This window comes from Leeuwenhoekiella palythoae (assembly GCF_900130045.1).
Lineage (GTDB): Bacteria > Bacteroidota > Bacteroidia > Flavobacteriales > Flavobacteriaceae > Leeuwenhoekiella > Leeuwenhoekiella palythoae.
On the sequence record NZ_FQXT01000010.1, the window covers coordinates 1 to 18,086 of the forward strand.

The following is an 18,086-nucleotide window of genomic DNA, read 5'->3' on the forward strand; positions in this document are numbered from 1 at the left end:
TGATAGGCTATAGGTGTAAAGGCAGTAATGTCATAGCCGAGTAGTACTAATAACCCGTAAGCTTATGTACGTCTTCCCGCACTTTTTAGTGCGGGAGGAGCACTCTTATACTTATAATGATCAAATCAGATTTGTGATTGTAGTCTTTTTATTATTACCCAATATGTTAACTTATTAAAGTATGTGATTAATTCATACGACAGCTTAAGGTGGTTATAGCGACGGGGCTCACCTCTTACCATTCCGAACAGAGTAGTTAAGCCCGTTAGCGCCGATGGTACTACATCTCGTGGGAGAGTAGGTCGCCGCCTTGTTTTAAAAGTCTGCATCAATATCTGATGCAGACTTTTTTTTTACAATAAAGTTAAATTAGATACGGCTGCTATTTGTAATTTCAACACAATGAATACAGATTGGAAAGAGGAAGAATTTTGGAATGCCTTATCCCACGGATTGGGAATTATGCTTGGATTTTTGGGTATTGGTCTCTTACTCTACTATGACACATCTAAATCCAACTACAGTACACTTAGTATTCTTTTCTATGGATGCTCTATTGTAATGCTTTATAGTGCTTCGACACTATACCATCTAATTAGTCATACTTCGTGGAAGCATATTTTAAGGAAAATAGACCACATTAGTATTTATTTTCTCATTGCCGGCACGTACACACCTGTAGCTTTGATAGCGCTTGAGAGTAGTACAGGATGGCTGATATTTTGGACAGTCTGGGGAATAGCTTTAGTTGGTACGGTTTTGAAGATATTCTTTACCGGTAGGTTTGAAGTATTATCCTTACTTCTTTATTTACTTATGGGATGGTTAATTGTTTTCGATTGGAATAATCTTCTTGCAGTCTCCAGTGATACCGGGATAAACCTATTAATGCTAGGTGGCGCTTTTTACACGGTGGGCATTGTATTTTATGCGGTTAGAAAAATTCCATTTAATCATTTAATATGGCATTTTTTCGTTCTTGCAGGAAGTATATGTCACTTTTTGTTCATTTTGATAGATGTGATCTAGGCTGTGATGAAGTCTTGATATTCCCACCAGAAGAGTTCAAATTTTTCCATATTGTCGTGAAAGAACTCGAAAACCTCGGGCCAATGCTTTTTGTTGTGAATGTTGACGTTTAATTTTTCAACATAAATACGAGATATGATCTTTCCGCTACTGCGTATATATTCCTTTTCAAAAAGAATATCTTCAGAAACTTCAGTCTTGAGCAAGTTTTTTAAACTTTCAAACTTTTCAAAATAGTACTCTCGAAAAACCGTGTCGTGTGTTTCAATATCAAATGAAACCATCGCTTTGGTTTTATCAAAACTGAATTTTAAGTTGATCTCTTTTACTTTAGTATCATACAGCAGCCACTTTCTAGGATATCTTTTTCCGAAGAAAATCCAGAAATCTTCTCGTATTTTTTTTGATTCTTCTTTGCTGAACATTTTAGAGTAAATAAGCGAGTGCGATTCCTAATAAGATTACACCAAATTTGGTAGCGTTAAACTGATGATTTTTAGAAGATTCAAATAATATAGTGGTCGAAACGTGCAATAAAACTCCTACTACCGCTGCGTTGATGTAATTCGTGACTTCAGTGGTCCAAAACTCAAAGGTTGAAACATAGCTGCCTAGAGGCGTCATTAAGGCAAACACAATTAGAAACAGTAGGGTTTTATAGGTATTGATTTTGCTGGCAAGCAAGAACGAACTGATGATAATAGCAATCGGTATTTTATGAATGGAGATTCCGAGAACTAAATCTGCGTTTTTATATAACGGGAAACCTTCTAAAACAGAATGTACGGCCAGACTTAAAAATAATAGCCAAGGAAGTTTTGACGAGTCAGCATCTACATGTAGATGTCCGTGTTCTGCACCGCGCGACAAAAACTCTAAAAGTATTTGAAATAAAAGTCCGGCCATAATGAATAGCCCCACATGCTTAGAACCCGAAGCATATAATTCAGGTAGGAATTCAAAAATGGTTATCGATAGCAAGAAGGCCCCGCTAAAGGCTAAAAGCAGTTTAATTGCAGCATTCACTTTTGGTTTAAACCACAAAGCAATCAGGAAACCCAGCACAACTGCTGCAATTGGTAAAATAAATATCATAGATGATTTGACTAGAATTCGTTAGTCGCAATAAGCCGGTAAAATTAACCTATTTTTGCAATCTAAAATTTTGTGATGGCAGAGAACTTTAAAATGCTGGCAAAAACCTTATTTGGTTTTGAAGATTTATTGGCAAGAGAATTACGTGAATTAGGTGCAGGAGATATAGAGATAGGTACACGAAGCGTTAGCTTCTCAGGAGACACGGGGTTTATGTATAAGGCAAACTTATGCTGTAGAACGGCTATTAAAATTTTAAAGCCGTTACGCTCTTTTGTAGTAAAAGATGAGAATGCACTTTATGCTGCTGTAAAAAGCATAGATTGGAGCCAATATATGCGCGTGAATGATACATTTGTGATCAATGCGACTTTGAGTGGTGAGCAGTTCACGCACTCTTTATTTGTGGCTCAGAAAGCTAAAGATGCGGTCGTAGACCAATTTAGAGAAGCGACTGGAGAACGCCCTGATGTAGATTTGAAATTTCCAGATTTAAGTATTGATATACACATACGTCACAATAGGTGTACTATTTCTTTAGATAGTAGTGGGGTATCGCTTCATCAGCGTGGATATCGCCTTAATACTAACGTAGCTCCTATTAATGAAGTGCTTGCTGCAGGGTGTTTGATGCTTTCAGGATGGAAAGGTCACAGTGATTTTCTTGACCCAATGTGCGGTAGTGGAACGATGCTGATCGAAGCTGCGATGATCGCTTGTAATATTCCACCTAATTTGAACCGAAAGCAATTTGGTTTTGAGAATTGGCACGATTGGGATCCTGATTTGTTTGATATTATTGAAGCTTCTGCCTTAAAGAAAATTAGAGATTTTCATTTTACCATTCAAGGCTATGACAAGGATCCTTCGGTGATCGAAAAGGCCAAAGAGAATATTAAAAATGCTGAACTCAGTGAATTTATTTCAATAAAGGAAGCTGATTTTTTTAAGACTGAAAAAGAGCGCGAGCGTCATTTGCAAATGGTTTTCAATCCGCCCTACGGCGAAAGAATTCCTGTAGAGATGGAAACATTTTATAAGAATATAGGAGATACTTTGAAACAAAATTATAAAGATACCGAAGCTTGGTTTATCACTTCAAACCTTGAATCTTTAAAACACGTAGGTTTACGCACCAGCCGAAAAATTAAACTTTACAATGGTTCTTTAGAATCCCGTTTAGTGAAATATGATATTTATGCTGGCTCCAAGAAAGCGAAATATCAGAATAATGATTAAAAGAACGGTTTATAATACTAAAAACGCGAGAAGATTTTTTCTCGCGTTTTTTTATATAATCCTTTTTATAACTCTTAGCTTATGGGTGTGGGTGCGGCGTTCTGCGTTGTAAATTCCTGTGTGGTCTATACGATCTATGCGCACTTCACCGTGGCAATGTATAATGTAATTGTCTTGGAGCATAATACCCACGTGCACAATAGCGCCTTCATCATTATCAAAAAAAGCAAGATCCCCAGGCTCGCTTTCTTCAATAAAACTAAGCGGTTCACCTTGAGTAGCTTGTTGTGAGGCATCTCTAAATAGTGCATGCCCATTGAGGCGATAAACCATTTGGGTAAAGCCGCTACAATCTAAACCAAAGGGCGTACGGCCACCCCATAAATACGGACTTTTCAAATACAATAACGCGGTATTGATAAAGGTTGCTTTTTCCTTTTTTTCTGCTACCGAATTGCCCTCGTAGTGATCTCCCGTCAATGCTAAATTAGCCAACTGCGCCCCTAAAGGAATGCTCAGCACGTGTTCATCAGAAGATGTTGCCATTTGTAAAAGATCACTCGCCAGAATAGGAGTACGCTTTTCGGCATCATCATAATCTTCTGCGGTAATCTCTTTGTATTGCTTATTGTCAATCCAGCCCTCATATTTATCATGAGCAAGACGAATTCGGCTCCATTTTTTGCGAATTTCGAGCACTTTAAAATGCTCACCATAAAGTACTTGGTTTATCATCTCGGCTGCATCAGCAGGCTCTAAACGCATAGGTACAATACTTAATGGGCAAATGCCGTAATTCATCAGGCGGATTTGAAATTTTGGTAAAAGTAATTCAAATGATTTTTACGCACCAAAATGATTATTAACAAGACGTGTATAACTTCTAAAATACTTATCTCGAGATCACCATTGCCGATGCGCCACCACCACCATTACAGATCGCCGCAGCTCCCAGCTTGGCGTTATTCTGTTTTAAGACATTAATAAGTGTGATAAGAATACGCACACCACTGCACCCTAAAGGATGGCCTAATGAAACAGCTCCACCATTGACATTTACTTTATCTGTAGATAAGCCCAAAATTTTCATATTAGCAAGACCCACAACAGAAAAGGCTTCATTAAACTCAAAATACTCAATCTCACCTTGACCTACACCGGCTTTTGCGAGCGCTTTAGGTAACGCTTTAGAAGGAGCGGTGGTAAACCATTCAGGGTCTGTGGCAGCATCAGCATAACCTTTAATACTGCATAAAATGTCTAGGTTAAGTTCTTCAGCTTTTTCTCTGGTCATGAGGATCACTGCTCCGGCGCCGTCATTAATAGTCGAAGCATTTGCTGCGGTAACCGTACCATCTTTGGAAAACGCAGGTCTTAAGCTGCTTATTTTTTCCATACGCACATTTTTAAATTCTTCGTCTTCACTAACCACAACCGGCTCTCCGCGACGCTGAGGAACTTCCACAGGAATTACTTCGTCTGCAAACTTCCCACTTTCCCAGGCAGCAGCTGAGCGTTTGTAACTCTCAATCGCAAAAGCATCTTGATCTTCGCGTGAAAAATTATACTTGGTAGCGCAAGCATCGGCGCAAACACCCATCGCATTCCCATCATAAGCATCTACCAGTCCGTCTTTTTGCATGCCATCTATAAGTGTGGTAGGACCAAATTTCTGCCCGTTGCGCATATGTACATAATGCGGGATTTGGCTCATACTTTCCATTCCGCCGGCAACGACAATGTCATTGTCACCGAGTGCGATAGATTGGGCCGCAAACATCACGGCTTTCATACCTGAAGCGCATACTTTATTTACCGTTGTACACGGCACGTTTTTAGGAATACCGGCACCCAAGGCAGCCTGGCGTGCAGGAGCTTGTCCTACACCAGCTTGAACTACGTTACCCATAAATACTTCGTCAACAAGCGAAGGGTCTAAATTAATTTTGGTCAAAGCGCCTTTTATAGCAGCCACGCCAAGGTCAACAGCAGTTAGTGAAGATAAGCTTCCTAAAAAGCTACCTATAGGGGTACGTACTGCAGAAACGATTACAATATCTTTTTTCATCTTTATTTGTGTGTTTTTTGATAGAATTCAAAAATAACAAATAGCTAACGAAAACGTTATCATTTGGCCTATACTTAACACCTCAAGCTTCCCGTTTTATTTTAGTACTTTTACTTTTATGTCAAGGATTAGAAATGAAATTTCCTTGAAAAAGGTCAAGACTATTTTTAAAGGGTAAGTCTTTGATTTTGTAGCCTCACAAGAGTTATATGAGTAGTATTTTAAACCGATTTTATAAAAATCAAGGTGCGCTTTATAAGGTATTGCTGTGTATTGCAAGCACCATTCTTATCGTTTATCTTTTTCCTAAAAGTGGAAAATTTCAATTTGATTTTCAGCAGAATAAGCCTTGGCAGTATGATAATTTATACGCGCCGGTAGACTTTGCTATTTTAAAGAGTGAGGATCAATTGGAGCAGGAGCGTGCAGAAGCAGAAAACTCTATAATTCCTTATTTTAATTACGATCAAGATATTGCTAACGAGGCAAAGGCAGCTTACGAAAACCAATTTTCTTCGGTTTTTACAGATTCAATTTTTAGAGATCGTCAGATCGAACTGAAGAAATTTGGTTCTCAAATTCTAGAGGATATTTATAAATATGGGGTGATTAGCGATTTGGCAGCTTTTCAAGAAGGCAGAAAAATATACTTGCGTCGCGGAAATGAGATCGAAGAAACTTCCATAGAAAATCTGAATACTACAGATGAAATTAGCGCTTTGATCAACCGTCGACTTGTAAACGGACCATATGTACAGGCGGTCAACCGTTTTAAAGAGCTGTTTTATGATGTGGTGCAACCTAACGTTACTTATGATGAAAAGCTCACCAATAAGGAATTAAATGCTGAGTTGAGCAAGATCGCTCCTACCAAGGGCGTGGTGAATAAAGGAAGTAGAATTGTCGCAAAAGGTGAAATTGTTGAGCAAAGTACGTATCAGATTCTGAAGTCTCTACAAGCCGAATATGAGTCGCAATCCTGGACTGCCAGTAAGTATAATTGGGTTGTTTTTGGTTATGTTTTGCTCGTTTCGGTAGCCTTGACAATGTTGTTACTTTTCATTAAAACCTATCGCGAACACGTTTTTGAAAATAATACGATGGTGACGTTTATTTTCTTTAATATCATTTTAATGGTATTGTTCACCACACTTATCGTGAAATATGATGCAAATTATGTTTATGTGGTTCCGCTCTGTATTTTGCCGCTTGTGATAAAGGCCTTTTTTGATTCTAGATTGGGTTTATTCACACACGTGATCACGCTACTCTTATTGGGATTCATTGTGCCTAATACTTCAGAATATATGTTTCTGCAAGTAATTGCAGGGATTGTGACTATTTTGACCGTTTCAGAACTGTATAAACGCGCCAACTTGTTTATTTCGGTAGGGCAGATCACTTTTATGTACATCATAGGGTATTTTGCTTTTCACATCATTCATGAGGGAACCATAGATAATTTGCAATGGGAAACCTTCAGTCTTTTTATAATTACTGGTTTAGCGACGCTTTTTGTGCAGCCGCTCATTTATGCGTACGAAAAGATCTTTGGTCTTGTAAGTGATCTTTCCCTTTTAGAACTCACAGACACGAATTCTAAATTGTTAAAGAATCTTGCTAATAAAGCTCCGGGTACTTTTCATCACAGTTTAAATGTGGCAAATTTGGCCGAAGCAGCAGCTAACGAGATTGGAGCAAATGCGATGCTTACTAGGGTAGGAGCACTGTACCACGATATTGGCAAGATGCTAAATCCTACTGATTTTACTGAAAATCAATCTACCGGAATCAATACACACGAAGATCTATCACCTAAAGAAAGCGCTAGAATTATTATTGATCACGTAATTAATGGAATCGAGGTCGCCCGGAAAAACAACCTACCAGATCGCGTTATTGACTTTATACGCACGCACCACGGGACAAGTACGGTGTACTATTTTTATAAAAAAGCGCAAGAACAGGATGAGGATGTCAATATTGACGACTTTAGATATCCCGGACCCTTACCGTTCAGCAAAGAGACTGCAATCTTAATGATGGCTGATAGTGTAGAGGCGGCGAGTAAAAGTTTAAAATCACCAACTTCGGTATTGATCGATTCATTTGTAGAAAAAATCATCAATAAGCAAATGGAGGAAAATCAGTTTTTAAATGCTACGATTACTTTTAAGGAAATACAGATAATTAAGAAGGTTCTGAAGTCAAAACTGAATAACATCTACCATTTGCGCATAGAATATCCTGAATAGTGATTTTCTGAAAATCTTGTTTTCAGGGAGTTAAAAAAAGATTCAAAAAAAGTTATAGAAATTCTCTAAAAAGCTTTGGTTGATCAAAAACTTAGATATATATTTGCACCCGCGTTTTGAGAGAGACGCCAACGTTCTTAGGAGAGGTGCCAGAGTGGTAATGGAGCAGATTGCTAATCTGTCGACGGGTAACCGTCGCCAGGGTTCGAATCCCTGTCTCTCCGCAACTTTTTTAAGAAAACACCTCGGGGTGTAGCGTAGCCCGGTCATCGCGCCTGCTTTGGGAGCAGGAGGTCGCAGGTTCGAATCCTGCCACCCCGACGAAATAGGTATTTAACATATATTGTTTGATATCTAATTCTATGAAAACCAGTAAAATACATTTTTACTGGTTTTTTTTATGTCCATTTGGAGGCATATTCGTTGGTGTCCTATTTGATGTCCTATTTTTTTAGGGAAGAAATTACTACATTTAAGGATCATAGCCGGGTTTGACTATTGAGCGGTTTGGCTTTCGTTTAACAGATTTTTTAATTTAAACGAAAGTTATGATTACTTCACACACTTTAAATGTTCATTTTTGGCTGAAAAAAAGTTCAGTTCGAAAAGATGGAACATTTCCAATCTATGCTCGTATCTCCATTGGAAGTGCCAGTAGAGTAGATTTAAGTACAAAACAAAATGTTTTAGAACAAAACTGGTGCGATAAGTCCAGCAGGGTTGGAAAACGCATCAAAGACGCTCGACGTATCAATGACGAATTGGATGCTATCTATTCTGAGGTCAAGAAGGCATATAAAGAACTCCGAAATGAAGGAGTTCCAATAAGTGCCAAGGCAGTTAAGCTAAGATGTACTGGAAAGGATAGACCTGTATCTACAATTAGGGATCTTATTCAATACCATACCGAAAATGATTTAAAAAAATTAGCTCCCGGAACAGCAAAGAATTACGCTGCTACAGAGAAATATATTTTACGATTTGTAAAATCTGAATATAAGTGTGATGATATTTATCTGTCACAGATTGATTATACATTCATTGTAAAATTTGAAGATTACCTTAGAGACTGCAAAACGCTTAAAAAAGCGCAGCCACTTAATAATAATGGTAGGATGAAACACTTGGAACGCCTAAAGAAATTCACCACCTTAGCCTTAAAGCATCGTTGGATAAAATCTAACCCTTTTGCATTGTATCAGTTGAAATACGAGGATTTCGACTGTCCGTTTCTTGAAGAGAATGAGCTTAAAACTATTTCATCAATAACCCTTACTGATGATAGTTTGAGTATTGTTCGCGATGTGTTTGTTTTCTCTTGTTATACCGGATTATGCTATATAGAGGTTAAAAACTTGAAAACTGGTGATATCGTAAACGGTATCGATAAAGAAGACTGGATAATGGTACGACGACAGAAGTCCAAAACTCCAGTAAAATTGCCTCTATTGGAGCAGGCTAAGCGAATTTTGGAAAAGTATCAAGAAGTTTCACAGGATGTGCATACGAATAAGTTACTACCTGTATTCAGTGATCAGAAAATCAATAAGTATTTAAAGGAAATTGCGAAACTATGTAAGATTGAGAAAAACCTCACCTTTCACGTAGCCAGACATACTTTTGCAACCACAGTGACATTACTCAACGATGTTCCTATTGAGACGGTCTCAAAAATGCTTGGTCACACTAAACTTTCTACCACTCAAAAATATGCTCGAGTCGTAGAGCAAAAAATAAGTAAAGATATGAGTAGTCTTAGATCTAAACTTAAGCAGACTAATAGAACATCAACTAAAAGTAAAACTTATAAGGACAATGGGCATTTACGTATAGTCTGATGTTTTGCTTTTTAGTTTTTCTGAAAAACAGAATTTGAGACGAACTCCGTTTTTCCTATTCCTCATAGGATGAGTTTGAGTAAGTATTTTTGATGTACATATTCAAAACTTTTAAAGAGCTAATACTGAACAATATATTGTGTCTAAGAAATTTAATAATTAGGCTGAGTGATTTACGGTTGATTCAGCTTAATACTATTTTCACTCATTGAATAATTTCTGAACATTTAATTCACTTACTCAAGTTTTAAAACTTCCCTCGTTAGCTTTTTGAATTTCCTAAAGCATTATCGCTGTACTTCTCCTTTTTCAAAAACAAATGACCATTGGTTTGTTAAAGTTACCCCGACATTATCACAGCTTGGGTATGCGCTTTTATATGGCCTTACTAAGTCAAACTCTTGAATGATAGGCCCTATTGGATATAAATCAAAAAGCTTATGAAATTAGAATTATTGGCATCTAGTAATTCATGGGTTTTCTACTAAAACCAATCATTTCACTTTGTTAAAAAAACTCTTCAATAGTGGATGCAAAATGTCAATCTTCATACTGTAATTCAATAGTTGTCTTTTGTAATTTAAATTTCTCAGTCAATCTACCTGAAATTTCTTTAACCGATACATCACTTGTTCCAGGATTAACTTGTAAAATCATACTTGCGGTAGTTTGTGTGGTGCTCAATGCCCAAATATGGATAGATTTAACAGCTAGCACTCCATCAAAATTTAATACTTCGAATTTGATTTTTTCTAAATCTAAGTGTTTAGGAACTGCATCTATTAAGAGATATAATGATTCTTTTAATAGTCCCCAAGATGAATAAATGATTACAATTACGATCAATATACTAAGCAATGGATCGATCCATTCCAAATCGAGAAATTTAATGGATAAACCACCACATAATACTGCTAATGTAACTCCTGCATCAGCAGCCATATGCAGAAATGCTTCCCGCATGTTCAAGTCATTTTTTTGACTATTCCAAAATAGTAACGCTGTGCCAGTGTTGATAAATAAACCAATTATAGAAACATAAATTATTAATTCACCAGGGATTTCATTCGCCGAATTCAATTTTTGAATAGCTTCCCAAGCAATAAAAAATGCCGCTATAATAATAATTGCACCATTCAAAAATGATACAAGGATAGTTGTTTTTTGATAGCCATATGTAAATCTATTATTTGCTGGAATAAGGGTCAATTTGTAGGCTATCCAGGCGAGTATTAAGCTAAAAACATCACTAGCATTATGCCAAGCATCGGCAATTAGTGCTGAAGAATCCACTCGCATTCCATAAAAAAATTCCACTATTACATATAATGTATTTAAGATAATGCTAAGACTAAAAACTAATCCAAATTTTTGTGATTTATGATTATGAGACATATTTAAAACTTTTTTTTATAAGACTTTACTATTTAATTTGACATATATCACAAATTCCTTTGACAAGAATCTGAGTTGTTTTTACATGATATCGCGGTGGAATAGAAATCTGAGGTAATGTATAATTGTACATACAGTAAGTATGATTGCAGGATAAACAATTTAAGTGCAAATGGTTTTGGTGCTCTGGTTGATTAGGATCATTCAAAGCATATTTTAGGTATTTACTATCATCAATAATTGCGTGTATGAGCCCCTTTTTTTCAAAGGTTTTAATAGTCCGTAGTACAGTTGAACGACTTACCTTTTGAAATTCTGATTCAATATCTGTAATTGTTAATGCTTGTCTATGCTTTCTCAAAAAACTAAATATAAGTATGCGCATAGCAGTAGGGCGAAGCTTGGAGTTTAAAAGAATGTGTTCACTAGAATTCATACTATTATTATTCAATGTCCGTGTTCAGTTTCTCCTTTATTCATTTCTGAGATCAAGTAATACGCTTTGTTCCAGACTACCATTTGCCTTTCTTCCAAAGGCTGCAGCAATTTTATTTCTATCCAGCCGGTATCTGACTGACCGGTTTGGACTTTTAAAGGGCTTAAAGCCCAGACTTCTTCCTCATTTTCAGTTACTTTTTTAGCTGTAAAAATATAATCCTCGCCATTCTCAGTAATAACAGCCTCTTCTGGGAGTGCGGTTACATTATCTTGGGAAGTGGCTATTTTTGCTGTAAGGTACATCCCTGGTAAGAGGTTGCTATCTCTGTTTTCTATTTCTGCGTGTACGTGTAGCGCTTTAGGCTGCTGTTCAAATGTTTTTCCCACGGAATAAATTTTTGCGCTTAGATCGGATTCTGGTAGGGATTCAATAGTGATTGCTACAGTTTGACCTTCCTTTACCTTACTCACATCTTTTTCGAAGACCATTAGATCAGCGTGTATATGATCGGTGTTTACGATTTCAAACATCTCAGTCTGTTGCTGTACAAACTGGCCGACTTTAATATTCACTTGTTCTACGTATCCATCGATAGGACTTACTATAGGTATTTGATTATAGAACTTTCCACTGCGTAACTGATTCAGGTTTAAATGAAATAATTGAAGTTGTGATTCCAGACCCTTAAACAGCCCTTTAACACTGTTATATTCCGATTCGGTTTCTTGGTACTTTCTACCTGAAGCCACTTCTGCCTCGTATAGGCGTTTTTGACGATTGTATTCTTTTTCCAAAAATATCATCTTGTTGTAGGCGCTCGTGTAATCAGTCTGTAGCTTGACCAGATCCGGGTGGCTCAAATATCCCAACACACTTCCTTTACTTACTTTATTTCCCTCAATCACCTTTATGCTAGTCACATTTGCGCCAATTATCGCGGTAATTGCAGCCTCGTTTTGAGGCGGTACTTCCAACTGACCGTTGGCTTCCACTAAAGCAGTTAAACTTTTGGTGGGCAAACTATCTACTTTCAATTCCATCGCTTCAAACTTTTGTTGCGATAGGTGTAGTTTTTTGCGCTCGAGGCCTGCGTTTGCTTTTTGAGGCTGGTCACCGTTATCGGCAGGAGCTGTCTCATTATGCTTTTCGTGTCCACTTTGATCAGTTTTTCCCTCTTTACAAGAACTTAAACTGAATATGACCAAGGCTACGTAAAAAATTGGTTTTATATTGAAATTCATAGCTTTTTTATTTATTGTTTTGCGGAATTAAGGAAAAATTCCAGTTCGTATTTTGATCTCAGATAATTGTTAAGTGCATCCCAAGACTTGCTTTGTATGCCTATGGCGTCACGTACCGTTTGAAGGAAAGAGGTATAACTAATACCACCCTCTTTATAGGCAAAAACCGCCCCGTCCCTTTGTTCTTTGGCAAGCAGAAGGGCTTCTTGTTCATAGTATTTCCACGATTCCTGCCATTTCAGATACTCCTGTTGCAGATCTTGGTATTTTGAATTGAATTGAAGCTTCTTAGCTTTGAAATTTTGTTGCGCAATCTGAGTCTGTATTTTGGCCGATTGCGCGTACCCCAAATCAGGACCGAAAAAAAGCGGAATGGAAATCCCAACTTGAAAACTGAAAAACCCCTTCTGTCCCGCAATTTTTTGTCTTCCATATTGTGCGTTGAATTTTGGAAAAAACGCTTTGGTACTGAGATTACGCTTCGCATAGGCAACCCCGATCTGATGCTCATAATAGTCCAGCATTGGGTGGCTCTTAATCGAATCTTTGCGCTGCAAAATGGGCGTATTCATTTCATCGACACTTGTATCTGCAACGGTATAGGGTGTATCGCTCACCAACCAAAGATTCAGTTTTTGCAGATTACCCAAGTAATCCCTATAGGCTTGCATTTTCTGTAGGCTTACCTGCCGGGCTTGATTTGTGGCCGCCAAATATTCCAGCTTCGAGGAAGCTTCTGTCTCATAACGCAACCGTGCTGCCTGTTCAAAATCTCTAAAAATGGAATCGAGTTCCACATACAATTGGTACTTGCGTTTAGAGGTGTAGGCATCACCCCAGGCCTTGCTCACTTCCCGTTCTATTTGAAGGGAGGTAAGGTCGAGTGCTGTTTCGCTTAGCTCAATTTTCTCATTTTGCAGTTTATTTTTGGCACCGATACTGAACACATCGATATTTTGTTGCTGCACCCCAACGATGGTGTAAATACCTTCATCGCCATTGCGACTATCGGGCAACTCTTCGCCACCGGTGAAAATTTGGGTGGTTCCCAAATCCCAAACGGTTTTTTTCCGGACTTCCTGGTTTTCGATTTCCAGTTGTGCCGCCTTCATTTTGGGATAGTTGGCTTGCGCTTTTTCTACTGCATCTCTTAAAGAAATTGTGTAAAATCCTTGTGCGACTTTCAAGATGTCCTGCTCAGGCGCACTTTGCTGGGGCCTATCCTGCGTTTGAGCACTTGCACTTGCCGGAATGCCCATTGATCCAAGACCCAATATAATGGCAATTAGTCCAGGGTTTATGGCAGCTTTGCCCGGTTTACCGTAGTTTTTATTCCCGGATTTCTCCACAAAACTGTACAAAACGGGAACTACGATCAGCGTAAGTAAGGTTGCGGTTATCAATCCGCCAATAACTACCGTGGCCAATGGTCGCTGTACCGAAGCACCAGCTCCGTGGGATAGTGCCATTGGGAAAAATCCCATAATTGCAGCCAATGCGGTTAAAAAAATTGGACGGATTCGTTCTTGTGTACCTATTAGAATACGTTCCTGTATATCCATAACCCCTTCTTTCTTTAATGAATTCAACCTGCTGATAAGTACCAGCCCGTTCAATACCGCTACTCCGAAAAGGACGATAAATCCAACGCCTGCCGAGATACTAAAGGGCATTCCACGAACAGCAATGGCAAAAATCCCACCTATAGCCGCCAGTGGTACTGCCATATAAATCATAATCGATTGAGAGAAAGAGCCTAAAGCGAAATACAGTAACAAGAATATAAGTGCCAGGGCAATGGGAACTACAATTGTTAAACGATCTTTTGCGCGTTGCAGATTTTCAAAAGCACCTCCATATTCAATATGGTAGCCGGGCGGCAAGTCTAATTGTGCGTCCATTTTGGTTTGGATATCATTGACCATGGATTCCACATCGCGACCCCGCACGTTAACCCCTACATAAATTCTACGTGAAGTATTGTCCCGGGAAATTTGCATGGGTCCAGGCTGATAACTGATATCGGCCACTTCCTTAATGGGAATCTGATTCCCACCGGGTAAATCGATCAACAGGTTTTTTAGGTTATCAATATCCTTACGGTGTTTTTCATCCAATCGCACCACCATATCAAAGCGTTTTTCGCCCTCAAAAATGACTCCTGCAGTACCTCCCGCAAAGGCGGTACTCACGTACTGATTGAGTTTTTGTATGTTCAGGCCATATTGGGCGACCTTTCTTCGGCTAAAGCGAACAGTCATTTGCGGCAATCCCGAGGTGGCCTCAAGATTAACATCACCCGCGCCGGGAACGGTTTTGATGATAGCGGCCATTTTTGCGGCCTTTTGGGAAAGCACATCTAGATCTTCTCCATACAGTTTGATGGCCACGTCTTCTCGAACGCCAGTAAGCAGTTCGTTAAATCGCAGTTCCACGGGCTGGCTGAAAACGAAGTTGACACCAGGTACGATAGATAATTTTTCTTTAATTTTTTTAATTAATTCCTCCTTTGTATCTGCGGAAGTCCAATGATCCTTGTTCTTTTCCAGGATAATATAGGTGTCGGCAATGTCCATCGGCATCGGGTCGGTCGGGATATCGGCTACACCAATTCGAGCCACCATAGTTTCCACTTCCGGAAAATTATCTAGTACGATATTCTCGATTTTTTTTGAGGTTTCAATGGATTCACTTAATGAGCTTCCCGGTCTTAATAAGGCCTGCATCGCAATATCGCCTTCATCAATACTAGGGATAAACTCTCCACCCATTTTACTGAAAGTAAATCCGGCACCTAGAAGTAATATAACTGCAATCACTAATACGATTATGCGATGGTTCAAAGATTTCAGGACTATAGGCCGATAGCCTTTATTGATCCGGTTCATCATCCCGTTGCTGAAACCTGAAATTTTATCCTCCACATTATGGAACCAGTTTCTATTTTTTATAGCCGGTCTCATCATAAGTGAAGTAATCACCGGTACGTAGGTTAAACAAAGAATAATGGCACCTAAAACCGCAAATCCAAAGGTAAATGCCATCGGGCGGAACATTTTTCCTTCAATCCCTGTCAAGAATAATATTGGGGTAAATACAATCAGGATGATAACCTGTCCAAAGAAAGCTGAATTCATTACCGTACTACTCGCATCATAGACGACTTCGTCCATTTGTGGCTGGTCGAATTGCTGTTTACCGGCCTTGATTCGCTTTTCAATTTCGTGAACCGTTCCTTCAACAATGATAACAGCCCCATCAACTATAATTCCAAAGTCAATTGCCCCCAAGGACATCAGGTTTGCCCAAACACCTAAAGCTTTCATCAAAATAAAGGCAAATAGCAGGGAAAGTGGAATTAAAGAAGCAGTGACCAAACCTCCACGAAAACTACCCAGTAGCAGTACCAGCACAAAAATCACAATGAGAGCCCCTTCAATCAGATTTTTCTCGATGGTGGCTGTGGTCCTTCCTATGAGCGCACTACGATCCAAAAAAGGAACGATCTTAAGTCCTTGCGGTAGCGATTTCTGTACTTCTCGTATACGGTCTCTTACCGTATTGACTACTGAATTAGGATTGTCGCCCCGTAACATCAGCACCATACCTCCCACAGCTTCGTGACCATCTTGGGTAAAGGCTCCGTAGCGTACCTGATTTCCAAAATGGACCTTTTCAGCGACGTCTTTTACCAAAATGGGCAGGCCATTTTCGTTTTTGATTACGATCTGTCTAACATCATCTAGCGAACGGACGAGGCCTTCACCACGGATGAAATTGGCCATTTTGTTCTTTTCGATGTAAGCTCCGCCGGTATTTACATTGTTTTCCTGTAGGGCATCAAAGACTTCAGTCATCGTCACATTCATCGCGTTCAGCTTGGCGGGATCGATGGCGATCTCATATTGCTTGATCTTTCCGCCAAAGGCATTGACTTCCACAACACCTTCCGTTAGGGCCAATTGGCGTTTTACGATCCAGTCCTGTATGGTTCGCAGTTCGGTCGGGGAATATTTGTCCTCATAGCCTTCTTCAGCTTTCAAGGTGTATTGATAGATTTCCCCCAATCCGGTTGTAATAGGTCCCATTTCTGGACTGCCAAACTGTTCGGGGATCTCTGATTTGACCTCGTTGAGTTTTTCCCCAACCAATTGACGGGGCAGGTAAGTGCCCATATCCTCCTTAAAAACAATGGTCACCACCGAAAGCCCAAAACGGGAGACAGAGCGTATTTCATTAACACCCGGTAGGTTGGCCATAGCCAATTCAACGGGATAAGTTACAAATTGCTCGATGTCTTCTGTGGCTAGGTTGGGCGACTGAGTAATAATTTGTACCTGATTATTGGTAATGTCGGGTTGAGCACCCAAGTTGATAGTGGACATAGAATACAATCCTACTCCAATCAGGAAAAGTATGAAAAGTCCAACAATAAGCTTATTCCTTATGGAAAAAGCGATGATTTTATTAATCATGAAATTCTACAATTTAATTCAGTTATAGATATATGTAAGCGGCCGATTAAAATTTGATCGGTCAAAAAAGGACATAGTAATCCTCTAAAAAACTGAACTAAATCCTGGGAGGATCTAAAAGTGATAAAATAGGCTCTTGGCCTATGCTATCTAAGTGAAGAAATATTCCTGAGTATATGGTTGTGTTAAAGAGATTAATGTGAGCCGATGCAAAGTTGACGGTGTGTACATGACAACAATGACAAGTACAAAATGGTGGACATAGGTCTAATAACCTCTCTGACTCTGAATGATCTGTAGATACTGCGGAAGCTAATTCTTTTGAAGTTTGAGTTTTAGATGATTCAATTGCATCAGTACATGGTAACACATTTAGTGTTACGATATAAATACAAAAAGCCCAAACGAAAAATCTCATAAAGCAAAGGTATCAAATAACAAGTGCACATGCTGTGCAAATAATAACATCAGGAATTTTTACAAACCATATTCAGCTTATCAAATTGTCTATAGTCCGATAAAAAATTATTTGGAGTCTCGTTGGTAATTATTAATTCCCCTTCTCAAGTTTTGAAACTTCCCTCGTTAGCTTTTTGAATTCCCTTAAGCAGCATCGCTGTACTTCTCTTTTTTTGAAAGCAAAATACCAATAGTTTGAAGTTAGACGGACAGCATAACCGCTCGTGCCTCGCTTTTATATGTCCTTACTAATTCAAACTCTTGAAAACGTTTCAGCAACAAAAAAAGGGAACAGCGATAGGCATTAAATGGAAGTAAATCAAAAAGAAATCTTATGAAATCAGTTCAAAACATACAAAAAGAAGCGGAATCAAAAACCTTAAAAACAAAAAAGGGAAACGCTCAGGATAACATAAGTAAATCATTTTTTAAAGGTATAAACGCAAACTGTCCAAAGGGTTTGGGCAGCATTTTTAATCATCTAAATTTTAGAGTTATGAGTACACTAAGAAATCAAGTTCAGTTAATCGGAAACGTAGGGCAAGAGCCTACA

At 38.7% G+C, this 18,086-nt stretch carries 13 protein-coding genes, 2 tRNA genes, 1 rRNA gene and 1 pseudogene; 8 read left to right on the forward strand and 9 right to left on the reverse strand.

Features of this window, described 5'->3' with window-relative positions; all coding sequences use genetic code 11:
• The first annotated feature begins 205 nt into the window (after positions 1 to 205).
• Positions 206 to 314: ribosomal RNA gene (gene rrf, locus BUA96_RS16955) — 5S ribosomal RNA — on the forward strand.
• Positions 315 to 402: 88 nt separating this feature from the next.
• Positions 403 to 1,029, forward strand: coding sequence for a PAQR family membrane homeostasis protein TrhA (gene trhA / locus BUA96_RS16960; RefSeq protein WP_072985195.1), 627 nt, complete (start codon positions 403 to 405; stop codon positions 1,027 to 1,029).
• Here the strand turns inward: trhA and BUA96_RS16965 are convergent.
• Entirely contained in the window at positions 1,026 to 1,454 is a 429-nt protein-coding gene (locus BUA96_RS16965; RefSeq protein ID WP_072985197.1) for a DUF4268 domain-containing protein, read from the reverse strand. The genes trhA and BUA96_RS16965 overlap by 4 nt on opposite strands.
• A gap of 1 nt (position 1,455) precedes the next feature.
• The gene (locus BUA96_RS16970; RefSeq protein ID WP_072985199.1) at positions 1,456 to 2,124 is read right to left on the reverse strand and encodes a ZIP family metal transporter; all 669 of its coding nucleotides are present in this window, start codon (positions 2,122 to 2,124) and stop codon (positions 1,456 to 1,458) included.
• A gap of 75 nt (positions 2,125 to 2,199) precedes the next feature.
• Between BUA96_RS16970 and BUA96_RS16975 the strand changes: the two genes are divergently transcribed.
• Positions 2,200 to 3,363: a THUMP domain-containing class I SAM-dependent RNA methyltransferase gene (locus tag BUA96_RS16975; protein ID WP_072985201.1), complete on the forward strand. Its 1,164-nt coding sequence runs from the start codon at positions 2,200 to 2,202 to the stop codon at positions 3,361 to 3,363.
• Between the two features lie 51 nt (positions 3,364 to 3,414).
• On the opposite strand, the gene BUA96_RS16980 is transcribed toward BUA96_RS16975, so the two are convergent.
• Both BUA96_RS16980 and BUA96_RS16985 read right to left on the reverse strand, forming a co-directional pair.
• Complete coding sequence (locus tag BUA96_RS16980; protein WP_072985203.1) at positions 3,415 to 4,164, reverse strand: C40 family peptidase; 750 nt, start codon at positions 4,162 to 4,164, stop codon at positions 3,415 to 3,417.
• Between the two features lie 91 nt (positions 4,165 to 4,255).
• A complete protein-coding gene (locus BUA96_RS16985; RefSeq protein WP_072985205.1) occupies positions 4,256 to 5,431 on the reverse strand; it encodes an acetyl-CoA C-acyltransferase in 1,176 nt (391 codons plus the stop codon).
• A gap of 209 nt (positions 5,432 to 5,640) precedes the next feature.
• On the opposite strand from BUA96_RS16985, the gene BUA96_RS16990 reads away from it, so the two are divergent.
• The 4 genes from BUA96_RS16990 (at position 5,641) to BUA96_RS17005 (ending at position 9,524) form a co-directional block, all read left to right on the forward strand.
• Complete coding sequence (locus BUA96_RS16990) at positions 5,641 to 7,686, forward strand: HD family phosphohydrolase (protein ID WP_072985207.1); 2,046 nt, start codon at positions 5,641 to 5,643, stop codon at positions 7,684 to 7,686.
• Between the two features lie 140 nt (positions 7,687 to 7,826).
• Positions 7,827 to 7,910 (forward strand) — tRNA-Ser (locus BUA96_RS16995).
• Positions 7,911 to 7,932: 22 nt separating this feature from the next.
• Positions 7,933 to 8,007: transfer RNA gene (locus BUA96_RS17000), tRNA-Pro, on the forward strand.
• 227 nt (positions 8,008 to 8,234) lie between these two features.
• On the forward strand, positions 8,235 to 9,524 hold the full coding sequence (locus tag BUA96_RS17005; RefSeq protein WP_072985209.1) for a site-specific integrase: 1,290 nt from the start codon (positions 8,235 to 8,237) through the stop codon (positions 9,522 to 9,524).
• A gap of 540 nt (positions 9,525 to 10,064) precedes the next feature.
• Here the strand turns inward: BUA96_RS17005 and BUA96_RS17010 are convergent.
• The 5 genes from BUA96_RS17010 to BUA96_RS17500 all read right to left on the reverse strand — a co-directional run bounded on the left by BUA96_RS17010 (position 10,065) and on the right by BUA96_RS17500 (position 17,492).
• Complete coding sequence (locus BUA96_RS17010; RefSeq protein ID WP_072985211.1) at positions 10,065 to 10,919, reverse strand: cation diffusion facilitator family transporter; 855 nt, start codon at positions 10,917 to 10,919, stop codon at positions 10,065 to 10,067.
• A gap of 28 nt (positions 10,920 to 10,947) precedes the next feature.
• A complete protein-coding gene (locus BUA96_RS17495) occupies positions 10,948 to 11,355 on the reverse strand; it encodes a Fur family transcriptional regulator (protein WP_072985213.1) in 408 nt (135 codons plus the stop codon).
• A gap of 11 nt (positions 11,356 to 11,366) precedes the next feature.
• Positions 11,367 to 12,599 carry an efflux RND transporter periplasmic adaptor subunit gene (locus tag BUA96_RS17020; RefSeq protein ID WP_072985215.1) on the reverse strand — a complete coding sequence of 411 codons (1,233 nt, stop codon included), beginning with the start codon at positions 12,597 to 12,599 and terminating at the stop codon, positions 11,367 to 11,369.
• Between the two features lie 11 nt (positions 12,600 to 12,610).
• On the reverse strand, positions 12,611 to 17,074 hold the full coding sequence (locus BUA96_RS17025) for a CusA/CzcA family heavy metal efflux RND transporter (RefSeq protein WP_072985217.1): 4,464 nt from the start codon (positions 17,072 to 17,074) through the stop codon (positions 12,611 to 12,613).
• A 97-nt stretch (positions 17,075 to 17,171) separates the two neighbouring features.
• Positions 17,172 to 17,492: a DUF6660 family protein gene (locus BUA96_RS17500; protein WP_072985219.1), complete on the reverse strand. Its 321-nt coding sequence runs from the start codon at positions 17,490 to 17,492 to the stop codon at positions 17,172 to 17,174.
• A 375-nt stretch (positions 17,493 to 17,867) separates the two neighbouring features.
• Here BUA96_RS17500 and BUA96_RS17035 point away from each other — a divergent pair.
• Positions 17,868 to 18,086, forward strand: a pseudogene (locus BUA96_RS17035) (hypothetical protein); the annotation flags it as partial.

Coding starts and splice junctions, on each gene's coding strand:
- BUA96_RS16975 (WP_072985201.1), top strand. CDS start 2,200: ATGGCAGAGAACTTTAAAATGCTGGCAAAAACCTTATTTGGTTTTGAA.
- BUA96_RS17025 (WP_072985217.1), bottom strand. CDS start 17,074: ATGATTAATAAAATCATCGCTTTTTCCATAAGGAATAAGCTTATTGTT.
- BUA96_RS16985 (WP_072985205.1), bottom strand. CDS start 5,431: ATGAAAAAAGATATTGTAATCGTTTCTGCAGTACGTACCCCTATAGGT.
- BUA96_RS16980 (WP_072985203.1), bottom strand. CDS start 4,164: ATGAATTACGGCATTTGCCCATTAAGTATTGTACCTATGCGTTTAGAG.
- BUA96_RS17005 (WP_072985209.1), top strand. CDS start 8,235: ATGATTACTTCACACACTTTAAATGTTCATTTTTGGCTGAAAAAAAGT.
- trhA (WP_072985195.1), top strand. CDS start 403: ATGAATACAGATTGGAAAGAGGAAGAATTTTGGAATGCCTTATCCCAC.
- BUA96_RS16970 (WP_072985199.1), bottom strand. CDS start 2,124: ATGATATTTATTTTACCAATTGCAGCAGTTGTGCTGGGTTTCCTGATT.
- BUA96_RS16965 (WP_072985197.1), bottom strand. CDS start 1,454: ATGTTCAGCAAAGAAGAATCAAAAAAAATACGAGAAGATTTCTGGATT.
- BUA96_RS16990 (WP_072985207.1), top strand. CDS start 5,641: ATGAGTAGTATTTTAAACCGATTTTATAAAAATCAAGGTGCGCTTTAT.
- BUA96_RS17500 (WP_072985219.1), bottom strand. CDS start 17,492: ATGAGATTTTTCGTTTGGGCTTTTTGTATTTATATCGTAACACTAAAT.
- BUA96_RS17020 (WP_072985215.1), bottom strand. CDS start 12,599: ATGAATTTCAATATAAAACCAATTTTTTACGTAGCCTTGGTCATATTC.
- BUA96_RS17010 (WP_072985211.1), bottom strand. CDS start 10,919: ATGTCTCATAATCATAAATCACAAAAATTTGGATTAGTTTTTAGTCTT.
- BUA96_RS17495 (WP_072985213.1), bottom strand. CDS start 11,355: ATGAATTCTAGTGAACACATTCTTTTAAACTCCAAGCTTCGCCCTACT.